The sequence below is a fragment of the Odoribacter sp. AF15-53 genome (assembly GCF_003479425.1).
Classification (GTDB): domain Bacteria; phylum Bacteroidota; class Bacteroidia; order Bacteroidales; family Marinifilaceae; genus Butyricimonas.
This window is the reverse complement of the sequence record NZ_QUHC01000004.1, coordinates 182,236-200,729: the sequence shown is the minus strand read 5'-3', so window position 1 is coordinate 200,729 and position 18,494 is coordinate 182,236. Positions and strand designations below refer to the sequence as shown.

11 protein-coding genes are annotated in these 18,494 nt (G+C 48.0%); 5 read left to right on the top strand and 6 right to left on the bottom strand.

Annotated features, from left to right (window positions below; genetic code table 11):
- Positions 1-17: 17 nt before the first annotated feature.
- From DWW52_RS10645 to DWW52_RS10630, 4 genes are all read right to left on the bottom strand, one after another.
- Entirely contained in the window at positions 18-1,496 is a 1,479-nt protein-coding gene (locus DWW52_RS10645; protein ID WP_118715492.1) for a RagB/SusD family nutrient uptake outer membrane protein, read from the bottom strand.
- A gap of 20 nt (positions 1,497-1,516) precedes the next feature.
- Positions 1,517-4,825 (bottom strand): SusC/RagA family TonB-linked outer membrane protein, encoded by a 3,309-nt coding sequence (locus tag DWW52_RS10640; protein WP_118715665.1) that lies wholly within the window; start codon positions 4,823-4,825, stop codon positions 1,517-1,519.
- 136 nt (positions 4,826-4,961) lie between these two features.
- Positions 4,962-6,122, bottom strand: a complete 1,161-nt coding sequence (locus tag DWW52_RS10635; RefSeq protein WP_118715491.1) for a FecR family protein — start codon at positions 6,120-6,122, stop codon at positions 4,962-4,964.
- A 69-nt stretch (positions 6,123-6,191) separates the two neighbouring features.
- On the bottom strand, positions 6,192-6,752 hold the full coding sequence (locus DWW52_RS10630) for an RNA polymerase sigma-70 factor (RefSeq protein ID WP_148315356.1): 561 nt from the start codon (positions 6,750-6,752) through the stop codon (positions 6,192-6,194).
- Between the two features lie 234 nt (positions 6,753-6,986).
- On the opposite strand from DWW52_RS10630, the gene DWW52_RS10625 reads away from it, so the two are divergent.
- The 5 genes from DWW52_RS10625 (at position 6,987) to DWW52_RS10605 (ending at position 14,538) form a co-directional block, all read left to right on the top strand.
- Positions 6,987-8,837: a hypothetical protein gene (locus tag DWW52_RS10625; protein ID WP_118715489.1), complete on the top strand. Its 1,851-nt coding sequence runs from the start codon at positions 6,987-6,989 to the stop codon at positions 8,835-8,837.
- Between the two features lie 84 nt (positions 8,838-8,921).
- On the top strand, positions 8,922-10,259 hold the full coding sequence (tilS, locus tag DWW52_RS10620) for a tRNA lysidine(34) synthetase TilS (RefSeq protein ID WP_118715488.1): 1,338 nt from the start codon (positions 8,922-8,924) through the stop codon (positions 10,257-10,259).
- Positions 10,260-10,943: 684 nt separating this feature from the next.
- Positions 10,944-11,948 carry a type I glyceraldehyde-3-phosphate dehydrogenase gene (gap, locus tag DWW52_RS10615; protein WP_118715487.1) on the top strand — a complete coding sequence of 335 codons (1,005 nt, stop codon included), beginning with the start codon at positions 10,944-10,946 and terminating at the stop codon, positions 11,946-11,948.
- 331 nt (positions 11,949-12,279) lie between these two features.
- Complete coding sequence (locus DWW52_RS10610) at positions 12,280-13,092, top strand: patatin-like phospholipase family protein (RefSeq protein ID WP_118715486.1); 813 nt, start codon at positions 12,280-12,282, stop codon at positions 13,090-13,092.
- Between the two features lie 141 nt (positions 13,093-13,233).
- Positions 13,234-14,538, top strand: coding sequence for a DEAD/DEAH box helicase (locus DWW52_RS10605; RefSeq protein ID WP_118715485.1), 1,305 nt, complete (start codon positions 13,234-13,236; stop codon positions 14,536-14,538).
- Between the two features lie 305 nt (positions 14,539-14,843).
- Here DWW52_RS10605 and DWW52_RS10600 read toward each other — a convergent pair whose 3' ends face one another.
- Both DWW52_RS10600 and DWW52_RS10595 read right to left on the bottom strand, forming a co-directional pair.
- A complete protein-coding gene (locus DWW52_RS10600; protein WP_118715484.1) occupies positions 14,844-16,157 on the bottom strand; it encodes a thioredoxin-like domain-containing protein in 1,314 nt (437 codons plus the stop codon).
- Between the two features lie 7 nt (positions 16,158-16,164).
- On the bottom strand, positions 16,165-18,492 hold the full coding sequence (locus DWW52_RS10595; RefSeq protein ID WP_118715483.1) for a DPP IV N-terminal domain-containing protein: 2,328 nt from the start codon (positions 18,490-18,492) through the stop codon (positions 16,165-16,167).
- Positions 18,493-18,494: the final 2 nt, after the last annotated feature.

Genomic DNA, 18,494 nt, shown 5'->3' with positions numbered 1-18,494 from the left:
GTAAGACCTATCATCCGTTACTCCGCCCGTTGACTCGTCTCGCTATCGGGCAAAGGAAATACATAGCTATCCAAACTGATATTCTTCACGCTATTCTCGGTTCCGCCATCCGGGATATGCTGCAACCCGTTACGCTTGTAATAGAAGAACAACTGTCCCTCCCCGATAAACTCCCGCACGTACTCCGCCCGGATCAACGTCTTTAACTCTTCCTCCGAGGTTGCGTTCTGGTTCACGCAATTCCGGCTGAAACGAAGCGGGTTGAAATACTTCTCCAACGCACCCTGTACCTCGGTCTCGCACTCCGCGGCGATCAGGTACAATTCGCTCACACGAATCAAAGGCATCATGTAGCGATAAGCCTCCGCCCCGGTCACCGTTTCGTCGATAAACTTGGTAAAATACGTCACCGTCTGGTTATTTTGCACGGTTTGTTCCCACATCCGGTAGCGATAATCGTTTTTATCATCATACGTGTTAGCCACGCGTCCCGTTGACAGATCACCCGCCATGGTCAGCAATCTCGTGGTCGCCAACGTCGGGATAAACAAAGCCTTGTAAACGGCATCCGAACGAGAGGTATTATAAAGCGAGAATAACACTTCCGGCGAAAATACCCGGTCGGCATTCGCAGCCATGTAGTCGGCATTCACCAGCGGGAACAGGGGATTCGCCTCGTTATTCACTTTCTCAATCACCGTCCGGGCATACTCCCCGGCTTTCTGCTTGTTACCGCTCCACAAATAAGCTCTCGCCAGCAAAGCATTCACCGCAAAATAATTCATCCGGTATTGACGATAATTCATATCATTGGACCCCATCTCGGCATCATAATTCTTCGCCCCTTCCGTGATCACCGGATCAACCGTTGACAACAAGCTGGAAGCCGTTTCCAAATCCCGGATAATATAAATCATCACGCTATCGGCCTTCAGCAGGGGTTGTACCGTCCGATCCGAACGCGTCATATAAGGAATACAAACCGTCTCTTTCCCCGTTTCCGACCAGATCGGCCCGAACATACGCAACAAATCCAGATGCATCATCGCCCGCAACCCGATTGCTTCCCCCTTGACCATCTTGAAATACACGTCCGGCAATACCGGATTCTGCTCCCCGCAATGCTCGATAATAGCATTACAATTGGCTATCAACGTGTACATCCCCGACCAGATCGCGTCAAATTGTCCCTTATAAACACTTCCGTCATAAGAATACTCCATGTACGTCAGGAAAGAATGCTCGGAAATATTACAATTATAATACTGGGCCATCACGTCGATCATCCCCACCGTCAAATTACGCCCGTATAAAGAACTCTTGTTCATATCCGAGTACACCCCGTTCAGCGCGGTCATAAACCCTTCTTTATCCTTGAACAGAGAGTTCTCCATGATTCTGTCCTCCGGGTCCACGTCCAACCACGAGTTACACGACACCAGCAACATCACCAGTCCGGTAACGAACACCGATTTTATCTTATTTATTGTATTCATAATCTATCTACTTTAAGTCATTAAAATCTCACGCTAAGAGAAAAAGCCACCGAGCGGGCAAAAGGATAATCCAATCCCCGTTCGTTCTTCACCGTGGAAATCCGGAATATATCGTTCATGTACCCCCGTATCGTCATGGACGAAGCTCCTATATACTGCAACCACCTTGCCTGCGTCTCGTACCCGAGGGAAATAGATTCCCCGCTCAACGTGTTCTCGTCCGCCACGAAACGGGACGACATCGGCGTGGACTCGTTCAGCGAAATGGCCTTAAACTTGCTCACGTCTCCCGGTTTCTGCCACCGGTCGTACAAGGCACGCTTATCCTGATTGTACTTCAAGGCATTTTCCGAGATATTCTCTACCTTGTCATAAAGCGTTGACAAGAAAATCTGTCCTCCCAAACGATAGCGCAAATTCACGGAAGCCGAAAAACCTTTATAATAAAACGACGTTCCGATCACCCCTTCTACCTTCGGGTCCGAGTTCCCGACAACCACCTCATCCGCGTAGTCATGCACGAAAGTCTGCGTTCCGTCTTTCTTGATAAAAATCTCCCGTCCCGTTCCCGGATCAATTCCGGCAGAGCGAACAGCCCATAAATCGGACGGACTGCCACCATCGTAATAACGCACCAGATTAGAACTCCGGTTATCCTGATTATATTTGTCCAACGCCGTACCGATATTCTTGTACTCGTAAGTAATATGACGCGCATTCGCGTTAAAACTCCAATTCACCCCTTCTCTTTGCAACACCGTGAAATTCAACACTGCCGTGACACCCTTGGACATCTGTTTACCCAAGTTCATCGGAGCCGTACTCGTTCCCGTGGATGTCGGCAATTGCACGAACACAAGCAACGGGTCGGTATTCTTGATAAAATAATCCACCGTCAATTTCAAACGTCGATTCAGAAACTCCATATCAATACCGAAATTCTTGTCGATCGTCTTCTGCCATTCCAGATTATTATTTCCCCAACTGGAAATCACCGCGCTCAACCCAAACGGGTTCGGATAACTCGTCGTGTACCCGTACACGTTCATCGAGATATAAGCATCGAAATTCTGGTTTCCCGGGTTACCTATAGAAAAACGCAATTTCAAGAAATCCAGCCAATCCACGCTCTCGAAAAAAGCCTCGTTATGCACGTTCCACCCTAAACCGATAGCCCAGGTAGTCGAGAACTTTTGCGACAATCCGAATACGGAAGAACCGTCCGAACGAAAATTAGCGTCCAACAAATAGCGGTTATCATACGCGTAACCGGCATTCAAATAATAACTGGCCGAACGTTTTTCCGTGTTGGAATAACTCGGTTTACCCCCTTCCGGGTAACCCGTGGAAAAGGAAGGATTCGAATAGCGGTCATCAATAAAACCTCTTGACACGAAAGCACTAGACTTTGACTGATTCGTTGCCAAACGAACCCCACCAACCGCGTTCACCATGTGCTTCTCGTTGAACAACTTTCCGTAAGTCACGTTAAAGTCGGCATCATAATCCAATCCCTCCCCGTTTGTTTCCGTGTACGTACCCTTCACCGTGGACTCGGCCCCGACAAACTCCGAAGCCTTCGGGGATTTAAACACCTCGCTCCGAGTCGATGTCTTCGTGATACTGAAACGTCCCTTCACTCTCAACTCGTTCAATACCCGCCAGTCGATCTCGAAATTATTCCTAAAACCGAAAGAACGGCTATCATCAGAACTATTCAACATCATATCGTACAAGGGATTGTACACGTTCACCGTTTTCGTGTAAGAAGACGAATTCACATCCATATCCGTGTACGTTTCCATCACCTGGTCGGGAGTCCCGTATTCATTCAATTTCCGGTGGTAAGGATTCGCCCTCGAAAACTCCGAAAAAGCGACCTTCTCACGAGAAGACATCGTGTAATCCAAATTCAAGTAATTCGTGAAAGCCAACGATTTATAACGATAAATCAAACGCACGTTACCATTCAGCACGTCACGATCCGACCCCTTCATCACTCCCTGCGTTTTATTATAACTAAAACCCAAGCCGTAACGCATCCGGTCATCACCACCCTCGGCAAAAATATTATGACTGTGTGACGTGGAGAAACGCAACGGCTCGCTCATCCAGTAAGTATCCACGCCTCTCTTCACTTCTGCCAGACGTTGGTAATACAATTGTTGCTTTCCCTCTTCCACGATCTCCCCGTTTGCATCCAGCGTACCGTAATACCCTGCCAACCGCTCGAATTCCAGCTTCTCGGACGAATTCATCAGGTTATAATCCGACAAATCGGCGAACGAAAAATTCAGATTCCCGCTATAATTCAACCGTAAAGTTCCCGCGGCCGGGGCTTTCGTTTCAACCACAACTACACCATTAGCCGCCTTAGAACCGTAAATTGCTGTCGCGGCAGCATCTTTCAACACCGTGATACTCTCCACCCGGTCCATACTCAAATCACTGATCGTTGCCAGTGTCGTCTCGAAACCGTCAAGAATAAACAAAGGTTGATTCGGATCCGTCTCGTATTCCTGCGTCAAACCGATCACGCTCGTCTTTCCCCGCACGTTAATATCCGGCAAACGGTTCGGGTCCGATCCGAACTGATTATTCTCCTGGATAGAAAAAGAAGGGTCCATGGTCTTTAAACTCTGTAACACGTTCGCGTTACCGATCGTTTTTAACTCCTTGGCCGTGTAAGTTGTCGATGATCCCGTGAAACTCTCCTTCTTACGGGAATAAATACCGGTCACGACCACCTCATCCACCTTCATCACCTCCTCTTTCATCACGACCACCCATTCCCCCTTCGGGATATTCTTGTAAGCCACGGTCCGGGACTCCATGCCGATAAATGAAAACACGAACTCGGCCTGTGCCGTATCGGCTACCACCAGCGAAAAATCACCCTCAAGACCTGTTGTTACTCCCATCCGGGTTCCCTTCAATAAAACCGTCACACCCGGTAAAGGCTGTTTATTCTCATCCACCACTTTCCCTTTCACCGTCACGGGCTTTTTGATCGAATCCCTGGCCGCTTGTTCCGCTTTCGCCACGATCACCACGATCTTATCCTCGATATAAAAACCGAGAGCCGTACCTTCCAGACATTTAGTCAGTATTTGTCGCACGTCGGCCGACGTAACGTTTACCGAAATCTTACCCGCCTGTTTCACCACCTGATCATTAAACACGAAAGTGTAGCCCATTTTCTGTTTAATTTCGTTAAAAGCAACTTTCAGATCGACATTATCCAGTTTAATCGTCGTCTGTTGTCCCAGCGCTGTGGCCGAAACCGAGGCAAATGTCGTTAACAAAAACAGCATTGTCAACTTAGTCATCAATAAAAATTTCTCATGGGTTCGCCTAAAAAACCCATTCGTTCTGAATTTTTTCATAACTTTGTATCATTAAAATTTCACAATGTGCTCACGGGCACCTTATTTAACGGGAGATGTTCCAGATCTCCCGTTTTTTTTATCTCACGGTTACTACATGCTCATTTACTGTTATTTTTACCATTCCCGTGTGTTCGATCAAACTCAACACCCGGTTAAAATCATCAAAGCGTTTCATCTCTAAAGAAAAACACTCGTTCTTCACGCTCTCGTTCTCGAAAAACACCTGCACGTCATACCAGCGTGCCAACTCCTCCATGATATCCTCCAAAGGGGTTTGGTCGAAATAGAACAACCCGTTATGCCACGCTATACACGGCCCCACGTCAACATCCTTCACCTCGATTCTCTTCCCGTCGCCCGTTTCCACGGCTTGTTGCCCGGGTTTCAGCAAAACCTCCTGATCCTTCCCTTTCACCCGCACGCTTCCTTTCACCAAAGTCGTGGCACAAGGAGAATCCTGATAAGCCCGTACATTAAACTCCGTTCCCAACACCTCGATCGTGTAATCATCCTCGACCTCCACCTCGAAAGGCTGAGCCTCGTTGCGCGTCACGTCGAAATACAACTCCCCCCTCGCATACACCTTTCTCGTTTTACCAGAGAACTCGTTCGGGAAACGAAGCGACGATTCGGCATTCAGCCACACGATTGTCCCGTCCGGCAAGATCACTTTATACTCTCCCCCCCGGGGAATCCGAAGTTCACTGTATCGTAACGCGCTCTTTTTCGTGCTATCCTCCCGGTAAGTCAGGGTACCCCGCTCGTTCTGAAACGTTCCCCCGCTCGCCAACTTCAACGAACAGACACTATCTTTACCCAGGTCCACCACCTTCCCGTCCGGAAGATATAATGTTGCGGTAGACACACCCGGAACAATCTCCGTCTTTTTCACCAGCATCAACGGGTCATTATTCCACAACATGTCGTGATACAACACGCCCACCAGCAAGGGAATCATCAAAGAAGCTGCCGCCACCATCCAACGCCGCATCACCCTGCGCCGCCATAACCCGGTGCTCTTCTCCAATCGTCTCCAACTCTCCTCCCGTCCTTTATTCAATCGATCAAAGTGAAAAGATTTCTGCAGAATATTCTCCTTGTTACAGATATTCTCGAACCACACCCGATGCTCCCCATCCTGTAACCAACAGTCCAGTTCCTCCCGCTCTTCGCCAGAGAGTTCTCCCCGCAAAAAGCGATAAATCAATAGCTCTACCTTAGGATCAATCTTCTTCATTCCTATAAAATTTTCCCTAAAACGTAGACACCCCCTCACAGGGTGACATCCCTTACTAAAAAAATTTTCTTAAACGCCGAAAAGAAGTAATAACAACCACTGCAGACCTTTCAACCGTTCCCTCAACACCCGGTAAGCCCGCAATTTTATCGTCTTTACCGTGTTGACAGAAACTCCCAGTTGTTCGGCAATCTCGGGATTCGAGGCCCCGTCCATCGTCATGATGACCACCCGCCTCGATTGTTCCGACAAATCTTTGATAGCCTCGTACACCATCGCGTGAACCTCATCTTCCAGCAAGAACTCCTCGTCACCTTCTTCCGAGAGCCACAATACCAGTTCCGGTTCATGCTGCCGTCGCACCTTCTGGTGCCTCAAATGATCCAGACAAGCGTTTCGCACGCTCGTGTACAGGAAACTCTTGATAGCAGCGACAAAAAAGAAATGTTCCCGTCTCTCCCAAACTTGGAGAAACGCATCTTGCACGAAATCCTCGATAACCTCGTCATCTTCCACGTACCGGAAAGCATACGACTTCACGGGGAGATAATAACGATCGAAAATCTCCTTAAAAATCATGCTGTTTCCCGCACGAAATTTCTTTATCAAAGTATCTTCAGATATTGTCAAGTGCTAAAAAATTAAACTCACGGAACATCCATTTACGGAATCTCAAAAATAACATTTTATTTTTAATAAACAAAACCCATCTATTCATTTCCGGCTCTTTTTACGCCCTTTTTCCCTTGCTTTTCAACTTATTTTTCTAAAAATCACCGGTTGAAGTTTTTAAATAAATTAACTACCTTTGCATTACATTTTTTACTTAACTAAAAAAACGTAACCCGTAAACACCCGTAGATCGTGCGCATAATAATATATTCATTCATCCTCATCGTTTGTTGTTCCTGTCGGCAATCTTCCGAACGCCTCGAACACGCTTTTCAAGCCGCGGGAGATAACCGGGCGGAACTCCGGAAAGTAGTGGATCATTACTCCCTCGACCCGCGGGACAGCCTCAAACGCGAGGCCGCCATGTTCCTCATCGAAAACATGCCGGGACACCACACCCTCAACGGCCCCTACCTACGGGGCCTCCGGCACAAGGTCGACAGCGCGACCAATTCCTTCCTGCTCGGAAAAGTCATTCTCATGCAGCCCCTCCGCGATCCCCGTATCCTCAGGCAACTGCGCCCGGAACCGGACGTGGAACACATCACGGCCGAGTACCTGATACACAATATCGACGAGGCATTCCGGCAATGGACCACCTATCCCTGGCTCGAAGAACTCACGTTCGACGACTTCCTCGAATACCTTCTTCCCTACCGCATCGGGAACGAGCCGCTCGATTACTGGAGAGACTCGCTTCCTCCACGACAAAAAGAACACCTGCAGGAAGCCATCGCGTACTTCGACGATCGGAAACATTCCGTGTACAACATGGGGCAAATGATCCACGGTTACGCTCTCGGTATGGACGACGACAGCCGTCAGGTAGCCGAAATACCCTATAACGCCTCCGAATGCGTGTTCTCCAGCCAACTACAACTATTGGCCTACCGCTCGGCAGGCATCCCAGCCGTCATCGACCACGTGCCCGCCTGGGCCGACATGAACGGGTTCCACGAGTGGGCGCTCGTCATCGACCCGAAAAACAACGACATCCTCGGCGGGCAACTGGAAATGAAAAACGCCCCGAAAGTCTTCCGGCGCACCTACTCGGCAAACGAAATTCCCATGCCGGAAACGAATGAATACATCCCGCCTTTCTTCACCTCCCCGTACAACCGGGATGTCACTGACAAATACCTGCGGACACGGGATGTCACCGTTACCCCTGCCTCCCCGTCCCACTCCGAAAACACGCGCCACGTCTACCTCGCCGTGTTCAACGGGAAAAATTTACGGCCCGTGGACTGGAGCCGGGTGAAACGGGGAAAAGCCCATTTCCGCAAAATGGGCCCCGGCATCGTCTATTTTCCCCTCTACTTTAAAGGGGAGAATCCCCGGTATTACTCCTACCCGTTCATCCTGCAAGCAAACGGGAATATTCTCCCGCTACTTCCTGACACGACCCGCTTGCAAACCTTGAAAATTACCCGTAAATATCCCTTACACCATAATAAGGTATATCATGGCAATGCTCTCGTCGGAGCATCATTCCGCGCGGCTAACGATCCGACCTTTCGAGACACCGTACGCCTTCACCGAGTGGAGCACAATCCTAACATGTATCCCACGGTTATCCCCGTTGACACAACCCGCACTTACCGCTACTGGCTTTTCGAACACACGAAAGCGGTGGAACTGGCGGAATGGCAAATCAGGGATTGCCGGGGACGTAACATCACCGGAAAAATTATCGACCCCACGGGCAGGGGAGCCCGCCTTGACGCTCTCTTTGACAACAACCCGCTCAGTTACGGGCGAATTGACCGTCGACTGATCGTCGACTTCGGGCATCCCGTCAGCGTGTCGAGCATCATGTATCTACCCCGTAACGACGCGAACGGCATCTACCCCGGCAACGAATACGAACTATTCTACTTCAACCTCGACGGCTGGCAATCCTTGGGCTGCAAGATTGCCGACAGCTACGAGATTGAATTTGAAAACGTTCCCTCGAACGCCATCTACTGGTTACGCAATCACACCACGGGTAACGAGGAACGTATTTTCACAATAAGCGATGGCAAGCAACGCTTCTGGTAAAAATAAATCATCATTTTTATCCTCGTTCTCGCCCTTTTTTCAAGAAAAATCGCTACTTTAGGCTATTCATTAAAGTAAGAGGTTATGTTGGACACGATAAAACAGTTCCTGAAGGAACACGAGATAGACGCGAACGCGGGATTTATCATTGCCGTCAGCGGGGGAGCCGATTCAATCACCCTGCTCCACGCGTTCAAGTATCTAAACCTGAAAATATATGCCCTGCACTGCAACTTTAATCTCCGGGGCAAGGAATCGAACATGGACGAACAATTCGTCAAACGCTTCTGCGAGACCTACGGGATTCCCATGAGCGTTAAACGTTTCGACACCCAGGAATACGCCCGTAAAAAAGGTATCAGCATCGAGATGGCCGCCCGCGAACTGCGTTACAACTGGTTCGAGGAGATGCGCCTGAAAAAGAAAATGGACTATATCGTCGTGGGACATCATGCTGACGACCTCGCGGAAACCATCTTTATTAATATATGCCGCGGCACGGGAATCAAGGGACTCACCGGAATCCGTCCCGTCAAAGATAAAATCCTGCGCCCGCTTCTCTCCCGCTCCCGGGACGAGATCATCGCTTACATCGAGAAAAACCAACTCGGCTACCGCACCGACTCGACCAACAACTCGCTCGACTACGTGCGCAACAAAATACGCCACACGATCATCCCCGTCTGCAAGGAGATCAATCCCTCGTTCCTCAACACCGTGCAGGAAAACTGCGACACGATGAAAGAGGTGGAACAAATCTACCGCTACGGCATCGAACAACTGAAAGCCTCCGTTATAAGCGAGGAAAACGGGGAAATACTCATCGACATACAGAAAACGGTCAACACCCCCGCACCCTACACGCTCCTGTTCGAGATATTACGGCCGTACGGGTTCAATTCTACCCAGATCGACGACATCCTGAACAGTTGTGATGCCATACCGGGCAAGCAATTCGAGGCCGGTGAATACTTGCTCACGAAAGGACGGGTCTACTGGCGACTGTTCAACATCCTCGAAAAAGAAGACGAGCGCACGCTGCTGGCCGACAATGGCGAGTACCGCATGGATGAATATACCTTCACACTGGAAGAACACGACATCGACGACTCGTTCGAGGTACCGCAAGATCCCTCCACGGGCTGTTTCGACGTTGCCAAACTCACCTATCCCCTCGTGTTGCGCCACTGGTCCACGGGCGACTGGTTCTGCCCGCTAGGCATGAAACGCAGCAAGAAAAAGTTGAGTGACTTCTTCACCGATTTAAAATTCAGTGCCAAACAGAAAAAAGACTGCCTTCTCCTGCAATCAGGCAAAGACATCATCTGGGTTGTCGGCCATCGCATCGACGACCGTTACAAGATATCCCCGACCACGAAAAGGATTCTGGTGGTGAAACAATCAAAAACAATTGAAAGTTGAAAATTGAAAATTGAAAATGAAAGGGCAAATCGACTTTATTTCCTTTCCACCCGAAAGGAGGGGAAGGGAATAAGGTCGAAGAGTAGCCTCAAGGGTATCTCTCCTATATCTTCACAACACCCCAACACGACATCAGGGATAAATATACGGTACCTATCGGCAACTTATCGGTAACTTATCGGCAACTTATCGTTAACTTACAGACGAGACACCGACAAGAACACGTCGAAACGCCAAAGAAATACTAAGTATCAACACTATAGCTTAATAAAAAATCACGAGACAATTATAACAAAATTATACAATTCATCATTTTTTACAATTACCTACAATAATAAACACTCCAAGAGTTCCAAGAGGGAATCAGGTCAGGCATCCACTTTCCGGATTACCCCATGATTCTTCGAAAGAAGTCAAAAACTAAAAAAGAGGCGAATGGCCTCTTTTTAACACACTAACAATAAATTTACTACACTTATAAAAGCAAAAAACATTTCCTTTAATTGCGGGGGTAAAGGTATGAAATTTAAAACGTTTGCGCAAGCTTTTTTAAGAAAAAAAACGTTCGCGTATAACTAATCTAAAACTTCTTTGTTTTTCATTTTTTTATCCATACTTTTGTGAGAGTTTACGACATTAAACGAGAGAGTTAACATCATTATTAACCAAATAATAAGAAAAAAAATGTCAAAGATTAAAGTTGGTATCAACGGATTCGGACGTATCGGCCGTTTAGTTTTTCGTGCAGCAATGACAAGAAACGATATCGAGATCGTTGGAATTAATGACCTTATCGATGTCGATTACATGGTATACATGTTGAAATATGACACCATGCATGGTCGTTTCAACGGAACCGTTGAGGCTAAAGATGGAAAACTCGTTGTAAACGGACATGCTATCCGTGTTACAGCAGAAAGAAACCCGGAAGACTTGAAATGGAATGAAGTTGGGGCAGAATACGTGGTAGAATCTACGGGACTTTTCTTAACCAAAGAAAAAGCAGAAGCTCACTTGAAAGCCGGGGCAAAAAGAGTGGTTATGTCCGCCCCGTCAAAAGACGATACCCCGATGTTTGTTATGGGTGTGAACAACAAGAGTTACGCCGGGCAAGCAATTGTGTCTAACGCATCTTGTACCACGAACTGCTTGGCCCCGCTGGCTAAAGTACTTCACGATAAATTCGGGATTGTTGAAGGTTTGATGACCACCGTACACGCCACGACTGCTACCCAAAAAACAGTTGACGGTCCTTCCATGAAAGACTGGAGAGGTGGACGTGCTGCAGCAGGTAACATCATCCCGTCATCTACCGGAGCAGCAAAAGCCGTTGGTAAAGTAATCCCGGAATTAAACGGTAAATTAACCGGTATGTCATTCCGCGTTCCGACGTTGGATGTTTCCGTGGTTGACTTGACTTGCCGTCTGGAAAAAGCAGCTACCTATGATGAAATCAAAGCTGCCATGAAAGAGGCTTCAGAAAACGAATTGAAAGGAATCCTCGGTTATACCGAAGAAGAAGTAGTATCTTCCGACTTCTTGGGAGACGCTCGTACTTCAATCTTCGACGCTAAAGCCGGTATCGCGTTAAACTCTAACTTTGTTAAACTTGTATCATGGTATGATAACGAGTGGGGTTATTCCAACAAAGTTCTCGAATTGATCGCCCACATGGCAACCGTGAAATAAACGAAAGGGGGACTGAAAAGGTCCCCTTTTGTTTATATAGTTCATAAAGTCCATAAGGTTTATAAAGTTTATAAGGTTTATTGACCCCTGCGGGGCGCTTTGTTCACGGCTGCTTGGGCTGCCGATTAACATCACTCGAAGGATATCCGTGACTTTATAAACTTTATGAACTTTATAAACGTAACAACACTTCGGGACAACAAGACATTAACCGTCACCAAATCCCGCAAATTCAAACCAGTCGCCCTGCGACTGTCAACAAAACACCCGTAGGGTCCATGAACCTTATGAACTTTATAAACCTTATAAACTTTATAAACTCTTTTTACGCATGGAAGATAATCAACGGCCATTCAAACTAGGTTTGGCATTAAGTGGAGGGGGAGCCAGGGGATTCGCTCATCTTGGCGTGTACAAAGCAATGCAGGAACTGGGAATCAAACCGGACATCATATCGGGAACCAGTGCCGGGGCCATAGCGGGGGTTATCTTCGCATCGGGTCACTCGGCTGAAGAAGGTATAGACTTCTTTAAAGGTAAAAAGGTCCTCGATTTCGCCCGTCCGTTAGTATCCAAAACCGGGATCATGCACATGACCGGACTGGAGAAAAAACTATCCGATTTCATCCGGGTCAAAACATTCGAGGACTTGCAGATCCCGCTGGTTGTCACCGCCACCAACATGAACCTGGGGATACCCACGCATTTCAACACGGGAGAAGTCGTTCCCCGCGTGCTGGCCTCTTGCGCCATACCGATCGTGTTCGTACCCGTGACCATCAACCACCACCAGTACTCGGACGGCGGGGTATTCATGAACCTCCCGGTACGCCCGATCCGAGACCTCTGCGACGTTGTCATCGGCGTGCATATCGACCCGCTGGAACCCAGTAACCACATCCGGAGCATGGTACACCTGGCCGAACGCTCGTTCCACATGGGTATCTTGTCAAACATGAACATCGACACCCGCTTGTGTGACATCGTCATCGTCCCGAAACATATCAGTCGATACAGTATGTTCGACCTGAACAACATCGACAAAATCGTGGACGAGGGCTACCGACAAGCCATGGTCGTGTTCTCCCGACCAAAAATACTAAAGAAGCTCAATCAATTGAAAGTTGAAAATGAAAAGGGATAGACTCGCGGGGGGCGATTTTAACTTGTAACTTGTCGAAGGCAAATGTAACCTGTAACTTGTAACTCGCCGCAGGCGATTCATGGTGTGGTCGGAATCTAAAATTTAAAATCTAAAATCTAAAATTAATAAGTTTACCTGTTCATGGAACCATTCAATCTATCAGCACTCGGAATCACCTCGCTAAATGAAATGCAACAGGCATCGCTTGAAGCACACCGCACAACAAATAACATTGTTTTACTTTCCCCCACGGGATCGGGTAAAACGCTCGCTTTTCTCCTGCCGTTGCTGGAAAGCCTAGATACAAACGAATCGAACGTGCAGGCCTTGATCCTGACCCCTTCACGGGAACTAGCCATGCAGATAGAACAGGTTTTCCGTTCCCTAAAAAGCGGTTTTAAAATCGTGTGCTGCTACGGAGGTCACGACATCAACGTGGAAAACAGAAGTTTGGCTCACACGCCCACGCTCGTTGTCGGGACACCGGGGCGTATTCTGGATCACATCGTGCATGATACGATCGCCACCAACTCGATCTCGACCATCATACTGGATGAATTCGACAAATCACTTGAATTCGGATTTCAGGAGGACATGGAAGACATCTTCACTCACCTGCCCCACCTGCGGAAACGCACGTTAATATCCGCCACGTCGGCAGTGGAAATACCCGAATTCACGGGACTTCAATCCCCCCGAGTGCTGGATTTCCTTGAAAACGCGACCCCGATCAAATTGACGGTCAAAAGCGTGTACGCACGGGGAAACAACAAGCTCGACACGTTGTACAAGTTACTCTGTGAACTGGACGAGGGACCCACACTTATCTTCTGTAAGTACCGGGAACGATCCGAGGAAGTCAGCAACTACCTGTGGGATAAAGGCGTGAGCAACGAGTATTTCCACGGTGGCATGGAACAAGACGAGCGGGAACGGGCTCTCTGCAAATTCCGCAACGGGAGTACTTATATCTTTATATCCACCGACCTCGCTTCCCGCGGGCTGGATATCCCGGAAATAAAATATATCATCCACTACCACATCCCCGACACGGAAGAATCTTTTATCCATCGCAACGGCCGAACCGCCCGGATGAACGCCTCCGGAACCGCCTTTCTCCTACTCGGTGAAGAAGAACCCCTCCCCGCATTCTTGCCGGAAGCCCCCGAAACCTTCCCGCTCACCGGAAAGCACGATTTTCCGGCCGAACCTTACTGGACCACCTTATACATCGGAAAAGGGAAAAAAGACAAAGTCAACAAAATGGACATCGTCGGTTTCCTCTGCCAGAAAGGCAACCTGAAAAAAGAAGAGATCGGCCGGATCGAGGTCAAGGATTACCATGCCTTCGTGGCCGTGCAAAGAGGCAATTTGAGAAAATTGCTATCCCTCATCCGCCACGAAAAGATCAAAAACATGCGGACGAAGATCGAGCTGGCCCGATAATCCAGCCCTTCACCTCCACTAGAAATACAGTAGAGTTTCCATGACATCTCTCTGGTGTTTCACCTATAAGTTAATTAGGCTTCGATTATGCATCAATTATGCATCCATTGTCCGCATAGTCAATTCACCCTTGATTTTAACTTAATTTCCAATCGTGACATAGGCGAATCACCAGTGAGAGTATAAAGCAGCTCACCGGAAGTACACTTTTACATGACTTCCGGATTGCGCTTTTCACAAAAGTAATTACAAGATAAAGTGTTCTTTACAGGTATACTAATGCTCTCTGTTACTCCATCTATAATTTACATCAACAATCCATCCAACACCTCCACCGTGGCGGGATCAGAGGGACGAGGGGCGTTCATGTCATACACGTTTCCGGCTTTATCTAAAATAATAAAACGGGGAATGGCATTGATCATAAACCAATCGGAGAATTCGGAACAAGTGGGAAGTTTTTCAATCAACTGCACCCCACCGAGTTTTTGCCCCCGAACCATATCTTTCCACTTGTCCCGGTTGCTATCTCTTGACACGCTGACAAAAACGATATCTTTCCCCTTGTACTTGTGTTCCAACTGTTGCAAGGCGGGTATTTGCTGTTTGCAAGGACCGCACCAAGTAGCCCAACAATCAATATAAACATACTTCCCCTTGAACGAGGAAAGAGCTACTTCCTTATCATTCACGTCAAGAAACGTAAATTCCGGTAACGGTTGCCCCTTGGCCACACGGTTCCATTGGGCATACAAATCCTCGATAGCTTGCCTTACCCGTGAGGAATGGACTCTCGAACGAAATATTTCCATGAACCCGTCTATTGATTCTGTCCCCCTTTTCTCCATGTATTTCGATAACACGGAATGAAGGACGAAATCAACCACGGCTGTATCCCGTAAATGTTGCACAAGGTAATCCAACTGTCTCCCGGCATACCCCCCAGGAGTACAATCGCCCGTCTCACCCCCGATCGCATAAAGGGCATCCAGCAAGAACGCTTGATAATCCTCCGTTATGAGAAGTTCGGGATTCTCCTTCAATTGCTCTTTGAGAAAAGGATAAAGCCCGTCACCCCATCCCTTGTAACGGGAGAAGGAACGCAAAACGTTGTAACGTTGCCGCTCACTTTCCAAACGTTTGAACTCGGGTGATAAATCAAGAGAGTTCAAGGCCGTCACTCGCTGGCAAACCGAATCATTCAATTGTTGAATAATCTCGTTCTCGCCCGAATTGGCTTTCATGAATATCATCGACAATCGCGATTGTCGATCCATGTAACGGTTTTCCGGGGCTCCTTCCCCTTCAAAATTATAACGAGAAGCATTAGGCTGCACGGTCCGCTTGAAACAAACCGTCAAATCCTTCCCACGCTCCACGAAAATCATTTTCTGGCTATTCCCGAACTGAAGCACAGCGTACCCCGTCGGGACATCGTCCAGTTCAAAACGTACTGTATTCGTACTGTCACCCGGTATCTCAATGAACCGATCTCCTATTCTTAACCCGGCCCCGGAGATTTGCATGTCCGGGGAAGTTAACGACACGATGGTCCGGCGGGATTGACATCCCGCCAGTATCATCGAAAACACAAACAGAAAAACTAATTTATTGATCATATTATTTCTATTTCAATTGATTAAACTCTTCCATATCGGAAAAACTCTCGGCCGAGTAATCCCCCAAAAGGTGTTTGGCAAAATGAAACCACAATTTGCGACGCATAAACACGTCGGCGGCTCCCTTGTACATGTGTTGTTGCCCCGGCAGGACATACATTTCGAAATGCTTACCAGCTTTCAGCAGGGCATCCACCATGCGATAGGTATGGGCCGGATGAACATTGTTGTCCACTTCCCCGGTAACAATCAACAGGTGTCCTTTCAGGTTTTTGGCCAACTCCATGTTCGTGGGTATCTTCACCGTGAACACGGTGTCCTTGCCTTTAACCTCCTCACGAACGCCGTGAAAAGTCTCTCCCCAAGCCTGATTGTAAATATTATTGTCGTGATTACCGGAAGTGGCCACGGCCGCCTTGTAAAAGTCAGGATAGGTACATAATGCCGCTACTGACATAAAGGCTCCCCCGGAATGCCCGAAGATGCCTACCCGGCTGATATCCACGAAGGGGTGACGATCGGCCAGTTGTTCCAAGGCAAACTTGTTATCGGCAAGTGGGTAATCGCGCAGGTTTCCAAAACCGAAGGTGCTGTAATAATGTCCCCGGATAGGTGTTCCTCCCCGGTGACCGATGGTGACCACGATGAAACCTACTTGCGCAAGGGCACAATTATCATTCCCCGTGATGGTGAAATCAACAGGCAAAGCATCTTGCTGAGGCCCCGGGTACACGTAGGATATGATCGGATAATGACGAGTAGAATCGAAATCAAAAGGTTTCCACATCACCCCGTACAAATCGGTCACCCCATCGGCCGCCTTCACCATGAAACGTTCTGGCATTTTCCATCCCGTGGCGTAAAGAGCGGTCAAATCGGCCTCGGCCAACTCGCAAACCAGTTTCCCGTTTTTATCGCGGAGTATAGAATGAGGAGCCAAGTCGACACGGGAGTAGGTGTCAATGAAATATTTCCCGGAAGGAGACATTGTTACCTTGTGGTTAGCATCCTCGGGAGTCAGAAGTTTTACCGTTCCTACCTTGTCGAGACTCGCCTTGTACAGGTGAGCATAGTAAGGATGACGATTCTCTTCCCGGCCGTATCCCAGCACGTAGAGTTCCCGTTTAACAGAGTCGATCCGCATGATCTCTCCCGCTGTCCAAGCCCCGGAAGTCACGGCACGCCGGAAGGTCCCATCCGAGGAATAGAGATAATAATGCCCCCATCCCGTGCGTTCCGACCACCACAGGAATTCCTGATCGTCATTCAGGAACATGATGGCTTGCATCCGGTCGTTGATATAAGGCTTACACGTCTCATGCAGAATCACGGTTACCTCTCCGGTATAAGTATCCACCTTACAGAGGTCCAGCTCGTCACAGGTACGTTTGGTACGTTGAATGTAGAGATAATGGTTGTCGGCCGACACGTGAAGTAGTTGCACCTTCTGATCGCGCCATTTGTCCAAATTCACTTTCGTGACAACACGACTCTCCGCGTCAATGAATGACAATTCGAAATGTAACACGGCTTTATCCCCCGGCATCATGTATTTGGATGAACCGAACGAGCTTTTCAACAACCGCGGACGACCAGAAAGTGTTTCCACCACCGGAAGTGTTCCGACCTCCCGTTTATCCACACGCAACACGTACAAACGATTTTGCCCTTTGATCCAGCGAGCCTTGGTCGTGAATACCCTCGCATTTTCCCCCTCGTCATCATCGGAGTACGAGAAGTCCCGGCAGCCGTCAGAGGTTAACTGCACGGACAATGAATCCGGCTCTTCACTTTTCTTCAACCAAAGATTATGATCCTTGGTGTACACGATCAAAGACTTGTCTGGAGACAACGAATAGACAGAAGAAATCCCGTTACCTGTCTTTTTTGGCAAAGCATTTTTTTCTAACTCTTCTTTCGGAACAACACGGCATTTACCGCTTGCCAGGCTGTACTCTATTGTCTTTCCTTCCAGTTGAAAACGGAAGTTTTTTCCCTCTTCTGTAAACGAGGGAACGATATTTATATCTTTACTATTGTAAGCCTTGTTTGTGATTTCACCAAGCTGTTCGGCCAACCTTACCGGATCAAACAACATTTGCCGTTTACCACTTTTCGGGTCCACGAAATAGTAATTTTTCCCCTCGCACGTCTTGTAGGTATACCAGAATTTATCGCTATCCTTCAAGAAACCGGGTTTCACGTCACGAGAGGGCACGATGTTCCCCATCTTGGTAATAAAAAATTTATCCGCCAACCTGTAGTTCGCTTTCTGTTGTCCGAAAAGCGACACGACAAACATGAATAGTATGATCCCCAACAATACCTTTTTCATAG

Coding starts and splice junctions, on each gene's coding strand:
- DWW52_RS10595 (WP_118715483.1), bottom strand. CDS start 18,492: ATGAAAAAGGTATTGTTGGGGATCATACTATTCATGTTTGTCGTGTCG.
- DWW52_RS10635 (WP_118715491.1), bottom strand. CDS start 6,122: ATGAAGAAGATTGATCCTAAGGTAGAGCTATTGATTTATCGCTTTTTG.
- DWW52_RS10640 (WP_118715665.1), bottom strand. CDS start 4,825: ATGACTAAGTTGACAATGCTGTTTTTGTTAACGACATTTGCCTCGGTT.
- DWW52_RS10610 (WP_118715486.1), top strand. CDS start 12,280: ATGGAAGATAATCAACGGCCATTCAAACTAGGTTTGGCATTAAGTGGA.
- DWW52_RS10645 (WP_118715492.1), bottom strand. CDS start 1,496: ATGAATACAATAAATAAGATAAAATCGGTGTTCGTTACCGGACTGGTG.
- DWW52_RS10605 (WP_118715485.1), top strand. CDS start 13,234: ATGGAACCATTCAATCTATCAGCACTCGGAATCACCTCGCTAAATGAA.
- gap (WP_118715487.1), top strand. CDS start 10,944: ATGTCAAAGATTAAAGTTGGTATCAACGGATTCGGACGTATCGGCCGT.
- tilS (WP_118715488.1), top strand. CDS start 8,922: ATGTTGGACACGATAAAACAGTTCCTGAAGGAACACGAGATAGACGCG.
- DWW52_RS10600 (WP_118715484.1), bottom strand. CDS start 16,157: ATGATCAATAAATTAGTTTTTCTGTTTGTGTTTTCGATGATACTGGCG.